This window comes from Azovibrio restrictus DSM 23866 (genome assembly GCF_000429665.1).
Taxonomy (GTDB): domain Bacteria; phylum Pseudomonadota; class Gammaproteobacteria; order Burkholderiales; family Rhodocyclaceae; genus Azovibrio; species Azovibrio restrictus.
In genome coordinates, this window is the sequence record NZ_AUCH01000001.1 from 223,674 (window position 1) to 243,526 (window position 19,853).

The 19,853-nt window shown below is 66.8% G+C and carries 14 protein-coding genes; 11 read left to right on the forward strand and 3 right to left on the reverse strand.

Annotated features, from left to right (window positions below; translation table 11 throughout):
- The first annotated feature begins 110 nt into the window (after positions 1 to 110).
- The 3 genes from G474_RS0101135 (at position 111) to G474_RS21740 (ending at position 4,288) form a co-directional block, all read left to right on the forward strand.
- On the forward strand, positions 111 to 1,142 hold the full coding sequence (locus G474_RS0101135; RefSeq protein ID WP_026685385.1) for a hypothetical protein: 1,032 nt from the start codon (positions 111 to 113) through the stop codon (positions 1,140 to 1,142).
- A 79-nt stretch (positions 1,143 to 1,221) separates the two neighbouring features.
- Positions 1,222 to 2,928, forward strand: coding sequence for a single-stranded-DNA-specific exonuclease RecJ (gene recJ / locus G474_RS0101140; protein ID WP_026685386.1), 1,707 nt, complete (start codon positions 1,222 to 1,224; stop codon positions 2,926 to 2,928).
- A 295-nt stretch (positions 2,929 to 3,223) separates the two neighbouring features.
- Positions 3,224 to 4,288: a GSU2403 family nucleotidyltransferase fold protein gene (locus tag G474_RS21740; protein WP_051281621.1), complete on the forward strand. Its 1,065-nt coding sequence runs from the start codon at positions 3,224 to 3,226 to the stop codon at positions 4,286 to 4,288.
- 55 nt (positions 4,289 to 4,343) lie between these two features.
- Here G474_RS21740 and G474_RS0101150 read toward each other — a convergent pair whose 3' ends face one another.
- Positions 4,344 to 4,919, reverse strand: coding sequence for a Uma2 family endonuclease (locus tag G474_RS0101150; RefSeq protein WP_026685387.1), 576 nt, complete (start codon positions 4,917 to 4,919; stop codon positions 4,344 to 4,346).
- Between the two features lie 71 nt (positions 4,920 to 4,990).
- Complete coding sequence (locus tag G474_RS0101155; protein ID WP_342663566.1) at positions 4,991 to 5,887, reverse strand: DMT family transporter; 897 nt, start codon at positions 5,885 to 5,887, stop codon at positions 4,991 to 4,993.
- A gap of 169 nt (positions 5,888 to 6,056) precedes the next feature.
- Between G474_RS0101155 and G474_RS21745 the strand changes: the two genes are divergently transcribed.
- From G474_RS21745 to mnmC, 6 genes are all read left to right on the forward strand, one after another.
- Complete coding sequence (locus tag G474_RS21745; RefSeq protein ID WP_051281623.1) at positions 6,057 to 8,330, forward strand: bifunctional diguanylate cyclase/phosphodiesterase; 2,274 nt, start codon at positions 6,057 to 6,059, stop codon at positions 8,328 to 8,330.
- Between the two features lie 30 nt (positions 8,331 to 8,360).
- A protein-coding gene (prfB, locus tag G474_RS0101165; protein ID WP_156919097.1) for a peptide chain release factor 2 occupies positions 8,361 to 9,465 on the forward strand; the annotation gives its coding sequence in 2 pieces (ribosomal slippage) (positions 8,361 to 8,441 and positions 8,443 to 9,465; 1,104 coding nt in all).
- Positions 9,466 to 9,477: 12 nt separating this feature from the next.
- Positions 9,478 to 9,825 (forward strand): cupin domain-containing protein, encoded by a 348-nt coding sequence (locus G474_RS18985; RefSeq protein ID WP_043462746.1) that lies wholly within the window; start codon positions 9,478 to 9,480, stop codon positions 9,823 to 9,825.
- Between the two features lie 72 nt (positions 9,826 to 9,897).
- Positions 9,898 to 11,409 carry a lysine--tRNA ligase gene (lysS, locus tag G474_RS0101175; protein ID WP_026685390.1) on the forward strand — a complete coding sequence of 504 codons (1,512 nt, stop codon included), beginning with the start codon at positions 9,898 to 9,900 and terminating at the stop codon, positions 11,407 to 11,409.
- Positions 11,410 to 11,445: 36 nt separating this feature from the next.
- Positions 11,446 to 12,219, forward strand: coding sequence for a BUD32 family EKC/KEOPS complex subunit (locus G474_RS21750; protein ID WP_051281625.1), 774 nt, complete (start codon positions 11,446 to 11,448; stop codon positions 12,217 to 12,219).
- The gene (mnmC, locus tag G474_RS0101185) at positions 12,212 to 14,128 is read left to right on the forward strand and encodes a bifunctional tRNA (5-methylaminomethyl-2-thiouridine)(34)-methyltransferase MnmC2/FAD-dependent 5-carboxymethylaminomethyl-2-thiouridine(34) oxidoreductase MnmC1 (RefSeq protein ID WP_026685391.1); all 1,917 of its coding nucleotides are present in this window, start codon (positions 12,212 to 12,214) and stop codon (positions 14,126 to 14,128) included. The genes G474_RS21750 and mnmC overlap by 8 nt, the downstream gene beginning before the upstream one ends.
- Before the next feature lie 141 nt (positions 14,129 to 14,269).
- On the opposite strand, the gene G474_RS0101190 is transcribed toward mnmC, so the two are convergent.
- Positions 14,270 to 15,883: a methyl-accepting chemotaxis protein gene (locus G474_RS0101190; protein WP_026685392.1), complete on the reverse strand. Its 1,614-nt coding sequence runs from the start codon at positions 15,881 to 15,883 to the stop codon at positions 14,270 to 14,272.
- 172 nt (positions 15,884 to 16,055) lie between these two features.
- Between G474_RS0101190 and ehuB the strand changes: the two genes are divergently transcribed.
- Together ehuB and G474_RS21755 are read left to right on the forward strand one after the other, a co-directional pair.
- Positions 16,056 to 16,889 (forward strand): ectoine/hydroxyectoine ABC transporter substrate-binding protein EhuB, encoded by an 834-nt coding sequence (gene ehuB, locus G474_RS0101195; protein ID WP_026685393.1) that lies wholly within the window; start codon positions 16,056 to 16,058, stop codon positions 16,887 to 16,889.
- Between the two features lie 3 nt (positions 16,890 to 16,892).
- On the forward strand, positions 16,893 to 19,841 hold the full coding sequence (locus tag G474_RS21755; protein WP_051281627.1) for a PAS domain-containing hybrid sensor histidine kinase/response regulator: 2,949 nt from the start codon (positions 16,893 to 16,895) through the stop codon (positions 19,839 to 19,841).
- Positions 19,842 to 19,853: the final 12 nt, after the last annotated feature.

Below are 19,853 nucleotides of genomic sequence, written 5' to 3' on the forward strand. Positions count from 1 at the left end.
GAAAGAATCAAAAGGGGGCCTATGGTACACTCGCCCGCGCTTTCTGGGCACCCAGCCCGGGAGCATGGGCTCCCCGCCAGACCGCCTCCCCTCGCCTTTTCCCCGCCCCCATGCACCTGACCCTGCTCATACCCGAACTGCTCTGGCCCGAACCCGCCGACCAGGCCGCCCTGGACCAGCTGGCATGCCCCACCCTGGAAAAACTCCTGGGGCGGGCCCGCTTCCAGCGCCAGCCCCGCCAGGCCCTGGAAACCTGTCTGGCCGGACTCCTGGGCACCGGCCCGCGCAGCCTGGCGGCCTGCCGCCTGGCCGGAGAGTCCCGGGACCCCGGCGACTCCAGCTGGTACTGCGCCGACCCGGTGCATCTGCAGTTCCACCACGAGCGCGTCATCCTGGGCAATGCGGAACTGCTGGCGCTGGAGGCAGAGGAGGTGGAGCAGCTGCTGGTCAGCCTCAACCGGGACTTCCCGGACCTGGGCCGGTTTCACGCCCCCCACCCGCAACGCTGGTACCTGGAAGCCGTCCCGGGCCTGAACCTGCCGCCCCTGCCCCCGCCTTCCGCCGCCACCGGGCGCCAGCTTGGCACCCTGCTCCCGGAAGCGCCGGACCTGGCCCGGCTTCTGAACGAACTGCAGATGCTGCTGCACACCCACCCGGTCAACCGGGCCCGGGAAGCCAGCCGCCGCCCCCTGGTGAACGGCCTCTGGCTCTGGGGCGGCACCGGGCAGGCGGCAACCGCCCCGGGGCCAGAGCGGGTCTGGGGCGATGAGCCCCTGCTCCAGGGTCTGGCCCGGAGCAGCGCCCGGGATGCCCGGCCCCGGCCGCCCCATGCCCAGGCCTGGCTCGCAGCCAGCAAGGCCGGCGGCAACCCCCGGGAACTGATCCTGCTGGAGCAACTGCTGGCCCCCGCCCTGGTGGAGGACGGCGACAGCTGGAAAGCCCAGGTGGCCGACCTGGAACGGCACTGGATCGCCCCCCTGGCCCAGGCCCTGGGCCGGGAGCTGAGCCGCCTCACCCTGCTCAGCCCCACGGCCTACGGCCTGCTCCAGTGGGAGCTGGGTGCCGCCAGCCGCTGGCAGTTCTGGAAAAGCGCCCGCCCCCTGGCGACCCTGGCCCGGCAACTGGCGGACAGCCCGCCCTGAGCTCCCGGAGCCGCTCCCCAATGTTTTACTCCTGCCCCGGCAACGGGGAAAATTTCCCTTTCATTTCCCGCCCGCATCCATGACCCGACTCGTCCGCCGCCCCGTCCCCAGCAAACTCCAGTGGCAACTGGAACAGCAGGGCCTGCATCCCCTTCTGGCCCGGCTCTACGCCGCCCGGGGGGTGAGCGATGCGGCGGAACTGGACTATGAACTCAAGTCCCTGCTGCCGCCCCAGGCCCTGAAGGGCGCCGGCGCCGCAGCCGAGCTCCTGGCCGATGCCCTGGAGGCGGATGCGCGTCTGCTGATCGTGGCCGATTACGACTGCGACGGCGCCACCGCCTGCGCCCTGGGCATCCGCGCCCTGCGCCAGCTGGCGGCGGGCAGCGGCGCCACGGTGGAATACCTGGTGCCGGACCGCTTCACCCTGGGTTACGGCCTCTCCCCCGCCATCGTGGACCTGGCCGCAGAGCGCCAGCCGGATCTGATCATCACCGTGGATAACGGCATCGCCAGCCTCGAAGGGGTGGCCCGGGCCCGGGAACTGGGCATCGCCACCCTGATCACCGACCACCACCTGCCCGGCGACACCCTGCCCGAAGCCGAATGCATCGTGAACCCCAACCAGCCGGGCTGCGAATTTCCCTCCAAGCACCTGGCCGGGGTCGGCGTCATGTTCTACGTGATGCTGGCCCTGCGCGCCGAACTCAGGGAGCGGGGCTGGTTCGCCGAACGGCCCGAACCCAATCTGGCCAACCTCCTGGACCTGGTGGCCCTGGGCACCGTGGCCGACGTGGTGAAACTGGACCGCAACAACCGCATCCTGGTCAGCCAGGGCCTGCAGCGCATGCGCGCCGGACGGCTGTGCGCCGGGCTCCAGGCCCTGCTCCGGGCGGGCGGCCGGGAACCCCGGCGCCTGACGGCCTTCGACCTGGGCTTCGTGCTCGGCCCCCGCCTCAACGCCGCCGGACGCCTCTCGGACATGGGCATCGGCATTGAAAGCCTGCTCACCGACGATCCGGGCATGGCCCTGGCCTACGCCCAGAAGCTGGACGGCCTGAACCGGGAACGGCGGGAAATCGAAGCGGAAATGCAGGACCAGGCCCTGGCCCTGCTGGAACGGGTGGAAATGGACAATGCCCCCCCGGGCATGGCCCTGTTCGAGCCCGACTGGCACCAGGGGGTGGTGGGCATCCTCGCCTCCCGCATCAAGGACCGGCTGCACCGGCCCGTATTCGCCTTCGCCCGGGGCGAAAACGGCGAACTCAAGGGTTCCGGCCGCTCCATTCCCGGCCTGCACCTGCGCGACGCCCTGGACCTCATCTCGAAACGGGCCCCGGGCCTGCTGCTACGCTTCGGTGGCCACGCGGCGGCAGCGGGCGTCACCCTGCTGGAACAGGACTTCAATCGTTTCCGTGACCTGTTCGCCGAGATCGCCGGGGAGCTCCTCAGCCCCGGAGACCTGAGCCGCAGCCTGGAAACCGACGGCGCCCTGGAAACCGCCCACTACAACCTGGAAACCGCCCAACTGCTGGAAGCCCAGATCTGGGGCCAGGGCTTCCCCCCGCCCCTGTTCGAAGACGAATTCACCGTGGAGCAGCAACGCATCCTCAAGGAAAAACACCTGAAGCTACGTCTCAACAAGAACGGGCAAGTCATTGACGGGATTCAATTCAACTACACCAACCAGCCCGGCAACCGCAGCCGCATCGTGTATAGACTGGGGATCAACGAATACAAAGGGGTGCAATCCACCCAGCTCATGATCGAGCACCTGGAAGCCCTGTAAGGGTGGGGATCAGCTTGTTCCAGCAGATCCGGCATGGGAAGTGGCATATTCGCGGATCGTTGGCAAAAAAACGGGCACGCGTGAAGGATGACCAGTTCGTGCTCATCGGCCTTCGCTGACTTTCTTGAGCCATGGCCACTTTGCACGATATTCCGGATACCCTCGTCTACGACGCCTGAATTCGTAAGCCATGGCCGTGCTTCCGAATTTGTAGTACACATTCCTGCGTATACTACAAATGCCCATGGGTTCTGTAGTACGCTGTTTATCGTGTACTACAAATTTCGGGATTGCCATGGAATTGCAAACGGCCCTGACCCACACGCTTTACGCGCAACTCCTGGAAGAAGCCCTGAGTTACGAGGTCTTGATATTCGAGGATGGCGTTGTCGGCAGCCCTTATGTGAACATTTCCAACGAAAAGCGCTACCTCTACTGGCAGGTGAAGCTGCCGGATGGCACGTTCCGGCGCAAGTCGCTTGGGCTGGAAACCGAGGAAACCAAAGCGCTGGTCGAACGCTTGATCGAGCGCAAGAGCGACATTCAAAGCGCCATTGAATCCCTGAAAACAACGACGCGCTCCTTTGTCTCCAGCGGTGGCATGTCAGTAGAGCTGGCGCACTTCCGGGTGATGGAGTGGCTGGCCCGGGCCGGGTTGTTTTCCAAAGCCATCGTGGTCGTTGGCTCCCATGCGTTCGCTGCCTTGGGCAATGCGCTGGGCGTGCGCTGGGGTAACTCCCTCAAGACGACGGACATGGACTTTGCCAGGCCCCATGGAATCGCGCTGGCTACCCCGGTCAGCGACGCCACGCTGAATGTCGAGCATGTTGTCAAAGCCGGTGATGACTCCTTCTTCGCCGTGCCATCGCTCAACATCAAGTTCCCAGCGACTTCGCTCATGAGTCGCAAATCGAAGGTCAAGATCGATTTCTTGACGACGATCCGGCACAAGGGCGACACATCGCCCATCATGTTCCCTGATCTTGGGTTTGCAGCCGAACCCTTGCGTTACATGGACTACCTGCTGGGAGGCCCGATTGTGCGCGGCCTGCTGGTGGGTCAGTACGCAATCCCGGCAAACTTCCCTGACCCAGCCCGCTTTGCGATCCATAAGCTGATCGTTGCACAGGAACGGGCGGCGGGTTTTCAGACCAAGGTACAGAAAGACGTAACTCAGGCGATGGCGCTTGTCGAAGCGCTGATCGAGATTGGGCGGGATTACGAGTTGCAGGAAGCGCTCGCCGCCCTGCCTGAATACGGCTACGGCAAGGTGGCCGAGAAAATCCGGAAGTCCCTCACCCTTACCGATAGCCCGGCGCAGGATGCCGTTGAGGGGTATCTGGCCAAGCTGACCGACTGACCTGAAACGAAAGGTGCTGCACCCGACTGAGCGCCCTGCTACCTCTGCAGCTGACTCACAAGGCCAGCCCGCTTTCCTCGTAAATCGCCGGAAAACTGGTCGTCAGTTCGACGCTGCTCAGTTCCACCGGGTCTCCCGGTGTCAGGGTGATGATCTGCCAGCCGATGTCACCGCTGCGCCGGTGGATTTCGATCAGAGCTTCATCCTGGCTGACGAGCACGTACTCCAGCAGCGAGGGCAGGCTCTTGTAGGCCAGCAGTTTTTCCCGCCGGTCGGTGCCTGCCATACTCTCCGAAAGCACCTCAACGACCAGACGCGGTGTGTCGACCACATGATCGGCAACGCCAACGCGCTGATGCTTCGGGTCACAGGTCACCAGCACGTCGGGATAATAGATGCTCTGCATTTTGGCGATGCGCAGCTTGGCGTCGGCCATGAAGGTACGGCAGGGCGAACCGCGCAAGTGCTGGCGTAACGCACTGTAAATATTGCCCGCAATGATGTTATGGCGCAGTGAGGCGCCGGTCATGGCATAGACTTGCCCGGCCACGTATTCATTGCGCCCGGGGCTTTGCAATTCCCGGGCGAAGTATTCAGCTTCACTGAGATAGGTCTCGTCTGCGAGCTTCATGGTAGGAACTTCCAGTTCATCAAAGGGTTGGCCTACTATACGCGATCGGGCACCGGGGCAAAAAGCCCGGCTCAGCCGCGCCGCTCGGGCAGCACCACCGTGGCCACGGCGCCCAGGATGAAGGCAGTCCCCAGGAACTCGCCCCAGCCGGGGCTTTCCCCCAGCAGCAGCATGCCCCCCAGCACCCCCACCAGGGGCGTGAGCAGGGAGGATAGGGAGGACACCGCCACCGGCACCGTGAGCACGATGCGGTTCCAGGCCCAGTAGCAGAACATGAAGGCCACGAAGACGTTGTAGACCAGGCCCAGGGCCGGCCCCAGGTCGGGCATCTGCCAGCGGTGCGCTTCCAGGACCAGGGCGGCCAGGGCCGCCGGCAGGCCGCCCAGCAGCATCAGCCAGCCGGTCAGGGCCATGGGCGGCATCGCCACGGGGAAACGCTTGAGGGAAACCACCCCCACCGCCCAGCTGAGGGCTGCCCCCAGCATCAGCAGGGCCCCCAGGGGGGCTCCGGCCAGACCCAGAAGCTCCATGCCCATCATGGTCAGCACCCCCAGCCCTCCCAAGGCCAGACCCAGGAGCCGCCGGGGAGTGAGGTGGTTGCCCAGCCACAGGGCCGAGAGCAGCATGCTCCAGACCGGCATGGTGTAGCCCAGCAGGGCCGCCCGCCCGGAGGGCAGGAAGGACACTCCGTAAATGGCGAGCACGTTCCAGCCCAGGATGTTGGTCAGGGCCAGCCAGATCAGCACCGGCCACTGCCCCGCAGGAGGCCGCAGCCGCTGGCCGCCGGCCCGGGCCAGGAACAAGAGGCCGAGGCCCCCGAACAGGAGGCAGAAGCCCCGGAAAGTCAGGGGCGGCACCTGGCTGATCACCATTTTCATGATCGGCCAGTTGAGCCCCCAACCCAGGGCTAGGGCCAGCAACAGTCCGCCCTGCCGGAGGGTGAATCCCGTCGTCCCATTCGTCACCACATCGCCTCGCAGCCAGGAAAAAGGCTGCCATGCTGGCGCCTGGTGGCGCCCCCGTCAATGACGGAAAACCCCTGTGCGCCCCCCACTCCCTCTTCCCCCGCCCATCCCCCTGCCACGGAAGTAGCTTTGGATGCTATCTTGCGCACCGGGAGACTCATATAACAAAGACATGCAGCCTCGTTTCCGTATATCCGGCAAGGGCTTCAAGCGTTCCTCCTGGGGTCTGCTGGCTCTGGGAGCGGGCCTCATCGCCATGCTCTGGATCAATCTGCTGGGCACCTACCGGGACATCGAGGCCAAGACGGTCCGCGACCTGGAAACCCATCTGGCCAACCTGAGCGAGGCCCTGCAACTGCAAACCGACAGCGTGCTGCGCGGGGTCGATAGCGTCGCCATCCGCCTGCGCCGGGAATTCCAGACCCGGGAACGGCAACAGTTCGAAAGCGACAGCCAGGGCTTCATCAACAACGCCATGGCCGGATTCGCCATCCAGGCCGTGATCGTGGACCGCCAGGGCATGCTGGCCTGGTCTTCGGAAGCCGCCAACTTCCCCATGGACCTGAACGACCGGGACTACTTCAAGGCCCACGCCAGCACGCCCGAAACCGACACCCTGTTCATCGGCAAACCCATCCTGAACCGCATCAACCAGCGCTGGATCATCCCCCTGAGCCGCCCCCTGCCCGACTTCCGCTCCGGCAGCCCCCACCCGGGCTTTGACGGGGTGGTGATGATTTCCCTGGACCCCCGCCACTTCGCCCACCTGCTGGAGCGGGTGGACCTGGGTCCCCGGGGCGTGATCGCCATCGTCAGTGCCGATGACGGCAGCTACCTGGTCCGCAGCAGCCAGGAACAACAATGGCTGGGACAACGGGTCCAGGCCGACAGCCCCTTCCTGGCCCCCGGCGCGGCGGACCGGGGCCTGTTCCGCCAGCGGGACGCCAGGGAGGGCGTGGAGCGGCTGTACGCCTACCAGCGTCTGCCCGGATACGGCATCACCCTGCTGGCGGGCCTGGACATCGGGGCCGCCCTGGCCCCCATCCACCATCGGGCCCGGACCAGCTATGCCCTGGCCCTGGTGGTGAGCATGACCATTGCCCTGCTGATCCTCTACCTGTCCCAACTCCTGCGCCGGCACGGGGAGACCGAAGCGGAGCTGGAAGCCGAACACCGCATCCTGCGGGACGCGGAACGCATCGGCCAGGTGGGGAGCTGGCACTGGGACCTGGACCGGAACCGGCTGACCGGCTCGGAACAGCTGCACCGGCTGTTCTGTTTCGAGGAAAGCTGGGGCCTCATCCCGGCCGAAAGCTTCCAGGAGCGCATCCACCCGGAGGACCGGGAACGGGTCAGGGACACCCTGAAAGAGGCCCGTCAGCACGGCACCCCGCTACGCAACCTGGAATACCGGATCGTCTGTCCGGACGGCAGCACCCGCACCGTGCTGGCCTGCGGCGAGCCCCTGGAGACGGCCCAGGGCCGGCAGATGATCGGCACCCTGCTGGACATCACCGCCCTGCGGGCCTCCCAGAAACAGCTGCTGCAGGCTCAGATCGTGTTCGACAATGCCCAGGAGGCGGTGCTGGTTTCCGACCCCGAGGGCACCATCCTGGCAGTCAATCCAGCCTTCGAGCGCATCACCGGCTACACCAGCCAGGAGGCCGTGGGGCAAGCGACCAAGCTGCTGGCCTCGGGCCGGCACGGACCGGCCTTCTACCAAGAAATGTGGGAGCGGCTACTCCAGGACGACCACTGGGAAGGGGAAATCTGGAACCGCCGCAAGGACGGCGGGCTGTACGTGGAATGGCTGGCCATCCGGGCAGTGCGGGACCCCTCCGGGAAAATCCAGCAGTACGTGGCGGTATTTTCCGACATCACCGACCGGAAGCGCCGGGAAGAGGCAGTCTGGCACCAGGCCTACCACGACGCCCTCACCGGCCTACCCAACCGCAGCCTGTTCCAGGACCGCCTCGAACACGCCATCAGCACCGCTCAGCGGGACAACAGCCGGCTGGGCCTGCTGTTCATCGACCTGGACCGCTTCAAGGAAATCAACGACAGCCTGGGCCACGCCGCTGGCGACGAGCTTCTGAAGCAGGTGGGGGAACGTCTGCGGGCCTGCGTGCGGGCCTCGGACACGGTGGCCCGCCTGGCTGGCGACGAGTTCATGGTGCTGGTGGAAGGCATTGCCGACCCGGCCCCCCTGGCCCGGCTGGCCGAAAAGATCCTGGAACAGCTGGCCCAGCCCTTCCAGCTCGATGGCCGGCTGGAATCCATTTCCGCCAGCATCGGCGTGGCCTGCTACCCGGACGACGGCCAGGATGCCCGGCAGCTGAGCGCGGCGGCAGACCAGGCCATGTATGCCGCCAAGCACCGGGGCCGCAACACCTATCTACTGTCCCGGGACTGCCATCCGGGGGAAGCCGCCGCCAGCGGGGTATAATTCCGCTTTTTTCGGCACGGATTCCGCACCATGGAAGCAGAACAGCTCAACAGTATCAGCAACCACCTCGATGACCTGGCGGCCCGCTCCGCCGAACTCCGGAGGTATCTTTGACTACGATCAGAAGCATGAACGCCTGATCGTCGTCAATCTGGAACTGGAAGACCCCCGGGTCTGGGACGACCCCAAGCGGGCCCAGGACCTGGGCCGGGAAAAACGCAGCCTGGAGGACATCGTCCTGGTGCTGCAGAGCGTGGACCAGGGCCTGAAGGATGCCCGGGAACTGTACGACATGGCCCGGGAAGAAGCTGACTTCGACACCATCCAGGGGATCGAGGCGGATGCCCAGGCCATGGAAGAAAAGGTGGGCAAGCTCGAATTCCGCCGCATGTTCAACAATCCCCAGGACCCCAACCCCTGCTTCCTGGAAATCCAGGCCGGGGCCGGCGGCACCGAAGCCCAGGACTGGGCCTCCATGTTGCTGCGCATGTACCTGAAGTACGGGGAGAAAAAAGGCTTCAACGTGGAGCTGATGGAAGAATCCGAAGGCGACGTGGCCGGCATCAAGAGCGCCACGGTCAAGTTCAGCGGCGACTACGCCTATGGCACCCTGCGCACGGAAACCGGCATCCACCGGCTGGTGCGCAAGTCCCCCTTCGACTCCAACGCCCGCCGCCACACCAGCTTCACCTCGGTGTTCGTGTACCCGGAAGTGGATGACTCCATCGAAATCGAGATCAACCCGGCCGACGTGCGCACCGATACCTACCGGGCCTCCGGCGCTGGCGGTCAGCACATCAACAAGACCGACTCCGCCGTGCGTCTGACCCACGTGCCCACCGGCATCGTCGTGCAGTGCCAGAACGACCGTTCCCAGCACCGCAACCGCGACGAAGCCTGGCAGATGCTGCGCGCCCGCCTCTACGAGTTCGAACTCAGGAAGCAGCGGGCCGAACAGCAGAAGCTGGAAGACGCCAAGTCCGACATCGGCTGGGGCCACCAGATCCGCTCCTACGTGCTCGACCAGAGCCGGGTCAAGGACCTGCGCACCAACTACGAGACCGGCAACACCCAGGCCGTGCTGGACGGGGATCTGGATCCCTTCATCGAAGCCAGCCTGAAGCAGGGCGTCTGACCCGGACCTCCCTTGCCCGAGCTGCACAACCTGTTCGCCGACCTGCCCTCTTCCCCCCGGGAAGAGGAAGGGTTTCAGGAACTCCTGGCCCGTCCCGGCCTGCGCATCGAGCGCATCGTCTCCACCGGCCAGGCCAGTCCGCCGGATTTCTGGTACGACCAGCCCGGGGGCGAATGGGTGCTGTTGCTCCAGGGGGAGGCAGGTCTGGCGCTTGAAGGAGAAGCCGGGATCCGTCACCTCGTCCCCGGGGATTTCCTCCATCTGCCGCCCCATCTCCGGCACCGGGTGGCCTGGACCGCAGCCGGGCAGGTCACGGTCTGGCTCGCCATCCATTACGATGAAACTTGTCCCCCACCCTGAAAATCGGGGACAATTCACAGTTTTATTGCACAGCACCATAGGCGCTCCGGCGCCCCACCCGAAGGATTGAGCATGTCCAACACCGAACAGCAGGCCGCGCCGCAGCAGGACGAGAACCACATCATCGCCGAGCGTCGCCAGAAGCTGGCCGAATGGCGCCAGACCGGCAAGGCTTACCCCAACGACTTCCAGCGCCAGAACACCGCTGGCAAACTGCACGAAGTCTATGGCGACAAGGCCACCGAAGACCTGGAAGCCCTGCCGGTACAGGTCAGCGTCGCTGGCCGCGTCATGCTGAAACGGGTGATGGGCAAGGCTTCCTTCGTCACCATCCAGGACCTCTCCGGCCGCATCCAGCTCTACGTGAGCAAGGACGGGGTGGGCGAAGACACCTACACCGCCTTCAAGCACTGGGACATGGGCGACATCGTCGGCGCCGTGGGCACCCTGATGAAGACCAAGACCGGCGAACTATCCGTCAAGGTGAGCGAATTCCGCCTGCTGACCAAGTCCCTGCGGCCCCTGCCGGACAAGTTCCACGGCCTCACCGACGTGGAGCAGAAGTACCGCCAGCGCTACGTGGACCTCATCATGAATGAGGAGACCCGCTTCACCTTCGCTGCCCGCAGCCGCATCGTCCAGAGCATCCGCAACTACATGTGCGGGCACGGCTTCATGGAAGTGGAAACCCCGATGCTGCACCCGATCCCGGGGGGCGCCTCCGCCAAGCCCTTCGTCACCCACCACAACGCCCTGGACATGGAAATGTTCATGCGCATCGCCCCCGAGCTGTACCTGAAGCGCCTGGTGGTGGGCGGTTTCGAGAAGGTGTTCGAGGTGAACCGCAATTTCCGTAACGAGGGTCTCTCCCCCCGTCACAACCCCGAATTCACCATGATGGAGTTCTACGAGGCCTACGCCGACTACAAGAGCCTCATGGACTTCACCGAAGGCCTGCTGCGCCACGCCGCCCGGGAGGCCCTGAACGCGGAAACCTTCGTGTATCAGGGCAAGGAACTGGACCTGTCCAAGCCCTTCCACCGCCTCACCATCTGCCAGGCGATCCAGAAGTACAACCCGGACATCAGCGACGCCCAGCTGGCCGACGCCGAATGGATCAAGGCCAAGATCAAGGCCTGTGGCGAGCCGGTCAAGCCCGGCGCCCTGGGCGCCCTGCAGCTGCAGCTCTTCGAAGCCTGCGCCGAAGCCCAGCTCTGGGAACCCACCTTCATCATCGACTACCCGGTGGAAGTCTCCCCCCTGGCCCGGGCCTCGGACAGCAACCCGGAGATCACCGAGCGCTTCGAGCTGTTCATCGTCGGCCGGGAAATCGCCAACGGCTTCTCCGAGTTGAATGACCCGGAAGACCAGGCCGAACGCTTCATGGCCCAGGTCAAGGCCAAGGATGCGGGCGACGAGGAAGCCATGTACTACGACGCCGACTACATCCGCGCCCTGGAATTCGGCCTGCCCCCCACGGGCGGCTGCGGCATCGGCATCGACCGGCTGGTGATGCTGCTCACCGACAGCCCCGCCATCCGGGACGTGATCCTGTTCCCCCAGATGCGCCCCGAGCAGGCCTGACCCCTCCGGCACCCCATGGCCGGAGGAGATCCCGCATTGCTCGCCGCTGCCCACCAGGCCCTCCAGGGCACGGTGGGCAGTTTCGTTTGGCAGGAACAGCGCTACGTGGCCAAACGCCTGCAGGCCAAGCCCCCGCTGTTCCTGGAAGCCCCCCTGCTCGCCTGGTGCGCCCGGCGGCTGGCCGGCCAGCCGCTGCGCCCCCCGGCCCTGGCGGCTGACGCGACCTACGAACGGCGCCGCCTGCAGGCCCTGGCGGCCGCCGGCCAGCCGGTGCCCCCGGTGCTGGCCTGGGACGAAACCCTGATGGTGCTGCCCCACTGGGGCCGGGACGGCTTTGCCGTGCTCAAGGGTCTGGAGCAGCAACAGCGCCAGCCCTTCCTGCGCCAGCGGGTGGAGGAGCTGGCCCGCTTCCACGCCGCCGGCCACTGGCACGGGGGCGCCCAGATCAAGAACCTGCTGCTCCGGGAAGACGGCAGCTGCTGGCGCATCGACTTCGAGGAAGCCGCCCTGGAGCGCCTGCCCCTGGCCCTGGCCCAGGCCTATGACCTGGTGCTGTTCCTCAACGTGCTGCCCCTGGCCGGCCCCATCGACGAAACCGAATCCCGGGCCCTGCTACCCGCCCTGCTGGCCGCCTACTTCGCCAGCCACCCGGCGGCACCGGTACGCCAGTGCCTGACCCGCATGCTGCCCTGGGCCCGGCGCCTGCGTGCCCTGGCCCGCCCCTTCCGGCGCCTGAGCCGCAAGAGCGTGCGCCGGGCAGAAATCCTCATCGACTGCCTGGAAGCCTTCCTGGTCCCGCCCCATGCTTGAACCCGCCCGCCTTGCCTTTGCCGACGACGGCACCCCCTGGTCCGAGAGCTTCGGGGACGTGTACCACTCCAGCCACGGCGGGCCGGAACAGGCCCGCCACGTGTTCCTGGGCGGCAACGATCTGCCGGAACGCTGGCGCGGCCGGGACAGCTTCGTGATCCTGGAAACCGGCTTCGGCCTGGGGCTCAACTTCCTCGCCACCTGGCAGGCCTGGCGGACCGATCCGAAAGCCTGCCTGCAGCTGCATTTCGTCTCCCTGGAAAAACACCCCTTCAGCCGGGCGGACCTGGCCCAGGCCCAGGCCCGCTGGCCCGAGTTCGCGCCCCTGGCCGCCCAGCTCCAGGCCCACTGGCCCCTGCTGGTGCCCGGCATGCACCGGCTGGCCCTGGAAGGGGGGCGGCTGATCCTCACCCTGGTGTTCGGCGATGCCACCACCGAGCTGCGCCGCCTGATGCTGGCCGCCGATGCCTTCTACCTGGACGGCTTCTCCCCGGCCAGGAACCCGGAACTGTGGTCCCCGGACATCTGCCGGGCCGTCGCCCGCCTGGCCGCCCCGGGCGCCACCCTGGCCACCTGGTCGGTGGCCGGCCAGCTGCGCCAGGCCCTGGCCGCCAATGAATTCGACCTGGAAAAACGCCCCGGCTTTGCCGGCAAGCGGCAGATGCTCGCCGGCCGTTACCGCTCCCGCAAACCCCACCCCAGCCCCGCCCCCGCCGAGCGGCGGGCCCTGGTGATCGGCGCCGGCGCCGCCGGCACCTCGGCCGCGGCCCTGCTGGCGTCCCGGGGCTGGCAGGTGGACGTGCTGGAGCGGGAAGACGGGCCGGCCCGGGGCGCCTCGGGCAACCGGGCCGGGGTGCTGCGTCCCCTGCCCTCGGTGGACGACAACCGGCTGGCCCGCCTCACCCGGGCCGGCTTCCTCGCCACCCGGGCCCACCTGCAGCATCTGGAAGCGGCGGGCCTGCCCCTGCGCTGGGGCCAGAGCGGCGCCCTGCACCTGGCCCGGGATGCGGCCCACGAGGCGACCCAGGCCCGGGCCGTGGCAACCCTGGGCCTACCGCCGGAATTCCTGCAATACCTGGACCGGGAGGCGGCCTCCGCCCTGCTGGAATGGCCCGTGGACCGGGGCGGCTGGTATTTTCCCCTGGGGGGCTGGGTGCAGCCCCCGACCCTGTGCCAGGCCAACCTGGACAGCCAGCCTGAGCGCATCCGCCTGCACACCTCTTGCCCGGTGACGGCCATCCGCTACCAGGGAGAACAATGGCAGGCCCTGGACGAACAGGGCCAGATCCTGGGTACGGCACCCCACCTGGTGATGGCCAGCGGGGTGGATGCGCCCCGCTTTCCCCTCTTCGCCTGGCTGCCCCAGAAGGGCGCCCGGGGCCAGGTGACCCTGCTGCCGGCCACCGACACCCCACCCCTGAAGCTCCTGGTCTGCGGCCAGGGCTATGCCACCCCGGAGGTGGACGGGCTGCGGGTCTGCGGCGCCAGCTTTCAGGTGGGGGATACGGAAACCGGGCTCCGTCTGGAAGAACACCAGGACAACCTGCACAAGCTGAACCGCCTGCTGCCCGGCTTTGCCGACCGGGTGGAAGCCGCCGGGCTCCAGGGCCGGGTCGGCTTTCGCCCGGTCACCCCGGACCGTCTGCCCGTGGTGGGCCCGGTCCCCGACCTGTCCCGCCCCATCCGCGGCCGGCACGTGCCCACCCTGCCCGGCCTCTGGTGCATCCAGGGCTTCGGGGCCAGGGGCATCGTCTGGTCCGCCCTGATGGCCGACCTGCTGGCCAGCCGCATGGGCGGCGAACCCCTGCCCCTGGAAAACGATCTGGTAGCCGCCCTGGCCCCGGAGCGCTTCCTGCTCAAGGCCAGGGACCAGGAAGAAGCCCTGCCCGATTTCGCTTCGGAAGAATGAGCCCCAACCCCCGCTGCGGGTGACGAAAGCCAGCGCCACCCCTCGAACCCGGCCGCAAACGCCGAAGCCTGCCGCCCGTCGGCGCCAGGGTTTCCCCCGCCGATCAGCGGCCGCGCCGGGCACGGCCGGCGCCCCACGCTGTCAGACCCGGTACTGGCTCACCACCCGCTGCATGGATTCGGACAGGCGCGCCAGCTCCCCGGCGGTATCCGAAGTGGCCTGGGCGGCAGCGCTGTTCTCCTCGGACATCTGGGCAATGCGCTCCACCTGCTGGGCGATGCTGGTACTGGCGCTGCTCTGCTCCCGGATGGCCTCGGTGATGTCGCCCACCATGTCCACGGTCTGCGCGGAACTGCTGCCGATTTCCAGAATGGCCTCGTTGGCCTTTTCCGCCTGACTCACCCCGGTCTGCACCCGCTCCACCACCGCCTGGATACTGTGCACCGCCACCTGGGCGCCACTCCGCATCTCGGCAATGGTCCGGCCGATTTCCTGGGTGGATTGGGTGGTGCGCTCGGCCAGCTTGCGGACCTCGTCGGCCACCACGGCAAAACCGCGGCCCTGCTCCCCGGCCCGGGCCGCCTCGATGGCGGCATTCAGGGCCAGGAGGTTGGTCTGGTCGGCCACTTCCTTGATCACCGCCACCACCGAATTGACCCGTTCGCTGTTCTCTTCCAGGCGGGTGATCTGTTCGGACGCCTCGCGCACGGTGGCGGCGATGCTGTTGATGCCCTCCACGGTGCTGCCGATGATGCGGGTGCCGTCCTTGGCCAGCCGTCCCGAGGCCGAGGAAAGCTGATCCGCCTCGGTGGCCCGGTCGGCCACATGGTTGATGCTCACGGTCATCTCTTCCATGGTGGCCGCCATGCTGGAGGCGGATTCGCTCTGCTGGGCCGAGGCCACGGACATCTGCTGAGAGGCAGTGGACACCCGGCTGGCGGCCTCCGATACAGCCGACGCCTGCCGGTTGATTTCCTGCAGGCTGTCCTGGAGGCGGGCCAGCAGCTGGTTGAAGGCTTCGCCGGTGCGGGCCACTTCGTCGCTGCCCTTGACCGGCATGCGCCCGGTGAAATCCAGCTCCCGGGCAATGCGGGTGAACATCCCCGCCATGCTGTTCAGGGAACCGCTCACGTGGCGGTAGGTGAAGAAGCCCAGAGTGATGGCGCAGGCCGCCACGACAAGGATGGAAAGAAGGGCCAGGGTCCGGCCGCTGCTGTAGGCCGCCTCAGCCTTGGCTACCTCTGCTTCAGCCAGGGTTTCGTTGTAGTGGGCATGCTCTTCCAGATTTTTCGCCAGGGTCTGGGCCGTCTTGTAGGCCGTGCCCAGCAGGTAGTCCCGGGCCTCCGTGTTCCGGTTCGCCCGGGAAAGCTCCAGGGCGTGATCCACGGTCTTGAAATAGTCGGCCAGCAGGGTCTTGGTGCTCTCCAGGTACTGCCGGTCCTTGTCGTCGCTGATCAGGGCCTCGTAGTCCTTGATGTGCTGATACATCATCACCTTGTACTCGCCAAGCACCTTTTCATGCTCGGCCATGGCGCTCGCCTCGGTAGCCAGCAGGTGGTACATGACCCGGGTACGGTAACGCAGGAAGACCGTCTCGAGTTCCCCCACCTTGAGGATGCTGGGTATGGAGTTGTCGTGCACCTGATTCAGGCCATCATTGATCCGCCCCATCTGCAGCAAACCGATGGCGCCCACCGCCACCAGGCCCAGAACGGACAGCAGGATCAGCACCAGCAGTCGTTTGGCAATTGTCATTTTTGTCTCCTCTTGGATGTATGGAATGGCGCCGCCGTGCGCTATTACTTTTTGCATAATATACCTAGCCAATCAGCAAACAACTAGGTGATTCCCTAGCACCTTAGTCTGAATAGGCTGCCCCTCAGGCCTATGGGATACTGGAAGCACCTGATGCCGCCCCGGTGCTTCCATGCGCAAGCTCCCCCTGATCCTCGCCCTATGCCTGCTGCTGGCCGGCCTGGCCTTTGCCGCGCGGCTGTTCCTGGACAGCGCGGACAGCAGCGCCACACGGGTACAGCAGGGACGCAGCATCCGTATCGCTTACGCCTGGGAACCCCCGTTTGCCCTGCGGGACGAGCAGGGCCGGGTCAGCGGCGAAGCCCCGGAAGTGGCCCGGGCGGTCCTGGCGCGGATGGGCATCACCGATATCCGCTGGATCCAGCGGGATTTTGCCGACCTGATCCCGGAACTCCGGGCCGGCCGCTTCGACATGATCGCCAGCGGCCAGTTCGTGACCCCGGAAAGGGAAGCCCTGGTGGCCTTCAGCCAGCCCAGCGCCTGTGTCGAGCCGGCCCTGCTGGTGCGCCGCGGCAATCCCCTGGGCCTGTACAGCCTGCAGGACCTGGCGGCCCGCAACCAGGCCCGGCTGGCCCTCCTGAGCGGTGCCGTGGAAGCGGACGAGGCGCGCCAGGCCGGGGTTCCCCCGGAACGGCTGTTCTTTTTCGCCACCGTGGACCTGGCCCTGCGGGCCATGGATCAGCACCTGGTGGATGCCCTGGCCCTGTCCGGCCCCAGCATCAGCTACCTGGCCGGGCAGCGGCCAGCCCTGGAGCGGGCCACGCCATTCCGGGGGGCGCGCCCCATTTCCGGCTGCGCCGCCTTCGCCTTCCGCCCCGGGGACCAGGAGCTGCGGGAGCGTTTCGACCGGGAGCTGGCCGCCTACATCGGCAGCCCCGAGCACCTGGAGCGGATCGCCCCCTTCGGATTCGGCCGCAACAACCTGCCTTCGTTTCACCGGGAGTAAGTCATGTCCCCGCCCCGCCTGTCCTGGCTCTCGCGCCCCGAACTCAACCTGATCCTGCTGGGCCTGGTGGCTCTGGTGTCCTGTGGCCTGCTGTGGTGGGGCAACCAGCTCTGGTGGCAGTCCTACGCCACCTACGTGCCGGCCACCGACAACCTGCGCCAGGCCCGCCACGACGCCAGCCTGGCCTTCCTGCTCCAGGGCAAGCGGGAGGCCGGCGAAGCCGTGCAGCGCCAGGAGATCATGGCCCTGCTGGAAAGCGCCGACCAGCGCATCGCAGACATGCTGAGCGGCGAAAGCTCCCTGCAAGGCCTGGTAGCCACCCCCCCCACCGACGCCCTGCGCCAGCAGGTCCGCGAATACCAGAAAGCCCTGGCGGAATTTGCCCTGATCAGCCAGCGTCTGCTGGAAGGCATAGGCCAGAAGGAAATCCTCATCCTGCACCAGCACAACGCCTTCCACTCGGCCGAACAGCTGGCCAACCGCCTGGAAACGGAACTGGTGCTGCAACTGGGAGAGAAGATTCGCCGGCAGCAGCAGGACCAGCGCCTGGGGTTGGCCCTGTGGCTGGCCTTCCTCACCCTGCTGTTCCTGCTCATGGTGCGCAACGCCCGGGCGGAAGCCAGCCTCAATCGCCAGAAGAAGCTGATGGAGGCGGTGGTGCACGGTTCCGACGACGCCATCTTCGTGAAGGACCTGGAGGGCCGTTACGAACTCTTCAACGAGGGGGCTGCCCGCATCATCGGCAAGCCCGCCGAGGAAGTCCTGGGCCGTACCGACGCCCACATCTTCAATCCCGAGACGGCCACCATGCTGGCCGAGATCGACCGGAACGTGCTGGCCGGCGGCAAGCCCCACTCCCTGGAGGAGCGGCTGGTCACGAGCCAGGGGGAGGAAAAGGTGTTCTGGGTGGTCAAGGGCCCCCTGATTGAAATTGACGGCCGGATCAGCGGCCTGTTCGGCATCTCCCGGGACATCACCGAACAGAAACGGGCCGAGGCCGCCTTGAGCGCCAGCGAGGCCCGGCTGCGGGCCTATATCGAGAATGCCCCCCTGGCGGTCTGGGTGCTGGATGAACAGGGGCACTTCCACGACTGCAATCCGGAAAGCGAACGGCTCCTGGGCTTCCCCCGGGAAGCCCTGCTGCAGCTCACCCTGCTGGAGCTGGCCGCCCCCGCCGCCCGGGAACATCTGCAGCAGCAGTTCCGGCAACTGCTCTGGAAGGGGCGCCTGACCGGGGAATTCCTGCTGCAACCCCGGGAGGGCAAGGAATGCTGGCTGCAACTGCACGCCGCCCGCCTGGCGGACAACCTGTTCATCGTCTACGGCTGGGACATCAGCGAACGACTGGAAAAGGACCGGGAGCTGGAAACCTACCGGCAGAACCTGGAGGAGCGGGTGGCCGCCCGCACCGCCCAGCTCACGGCTGCCGAAGCCCAGGCCCGGCTGCTGCTGGAATCCACGGCAGACGGCCTGTACGGCATCGACCTGGAAGGCTGCCTCACCTTCATCAACCCGGCCGCCTGCAGCATGCTCGGTTACCCCCCCGAACGGCTGCTGGGCCGCCCCATCCACTACATCATCCACGGCCGCCACGCGGATGGCCGCAACTACCCGGGCCATGACTGCCCGATCGTGGGCACCCTCCAGGACGGTCATGGCGTGACGGTGGACAACGAGGTGTACTGGCACGCGGACGGGCACCCCATCCCGGTGCTCTACTCCACCCACCCCATGGTGCGGGATGGGCGCATCGTCGGTGCCGTGGTCAGCTTCATGGACATCACCGAGCGGCGGGCCCTGGAAGAAGCCCGGGAAAGCGCCCGCCGGGAAGCGGAACGGCTGGCCCGGATCAAGAGCGATTTCCTCGCCAACATGAGCCACGAGATCCGCACCCCCTTGAACGGCATCCTGGGCCTGGCCCAGATCGGCTTCCGGGATGCCCCCCGGGATACCCCCCTGCACCGGCATTTCAGCCGCATTCTCGACTCGGGACGGCTGCTGCTGGGCATCGTCAATGACATCCTCGACTTCTCCAAGATTGAGGCCGGCAAGCTGCAGGTGGAATCCACGCCCCTGGCCCTGCGCCCCCTCCTGGAAAATGCCCTGGCCCTGGTGAGCGACAGGGCCACGGAAAAGGGCTTGCAGCTGGAATTGCGCCTGGCCCCCGACCTGCCCGCCGCCTGCCAGGGGGACCCCCTGCGCCTGGGGCAGATTCTCGCCAACCTGCTGTCCAACGCCATCAAATTCACCGAACAGGGCAGCATCGCCCTGGAAGCCGAGTGCCGCGACGGCCTGCTGGAGCTGACAGTGCGAGATACCGGCATCGGCATGACCGTGGAACAGCAATCCCGCCTGTTCCAGGCTTTTGAACAGGCGGACAGCTCCATCACCCGCAAGTACGGCGGCACTGGCCTGGGGCTGGCCATCACCCGCAGCCTAGTGGAACTTCTGGGCGGCGCCATCCGGGTGGACAGCGCCCCCGGCCAGGGCAGCAGCTTCCGGGTCAGCCTGCCCTGCCAACCCGCCGCCCTGCCCTGCCCCAGGGAGGACAGGGGAGCCCGGGAAATGCGGCTGGAAGGCATGAGCATCCTGGTGGCCGAGGACAACGAGATCAACCGCCTGGTGCTGGAGGACATCCTGACCCGGGAAGGTGCCCGCCTCAGCCTGGCCGGCAACGGCCTGGAGGTGCTGGAACGCCTGGCCGAAGCCGGCCCGAAAGCCTTCCAGGTGGTCCTGATGGATGTCCAGATGCCGGAAATGGACGGCTTCGAGGCCACCCGCCAGCTCCTGCAGCAGGACCCGGAGCTGCCCGTGATCGGCCAGACCGCCCATGCCCTGGAAGAGGACCGGGAGCGCTGCCGCGCCGCCGGCATGGTAGCCCACATCGCCAAGCCCCTGGACCCTGAAACCCTGGTCCAACTGCTGCTACAGCACGCCCGCCCCGCCGGCTGAGGCCGCTGGCGG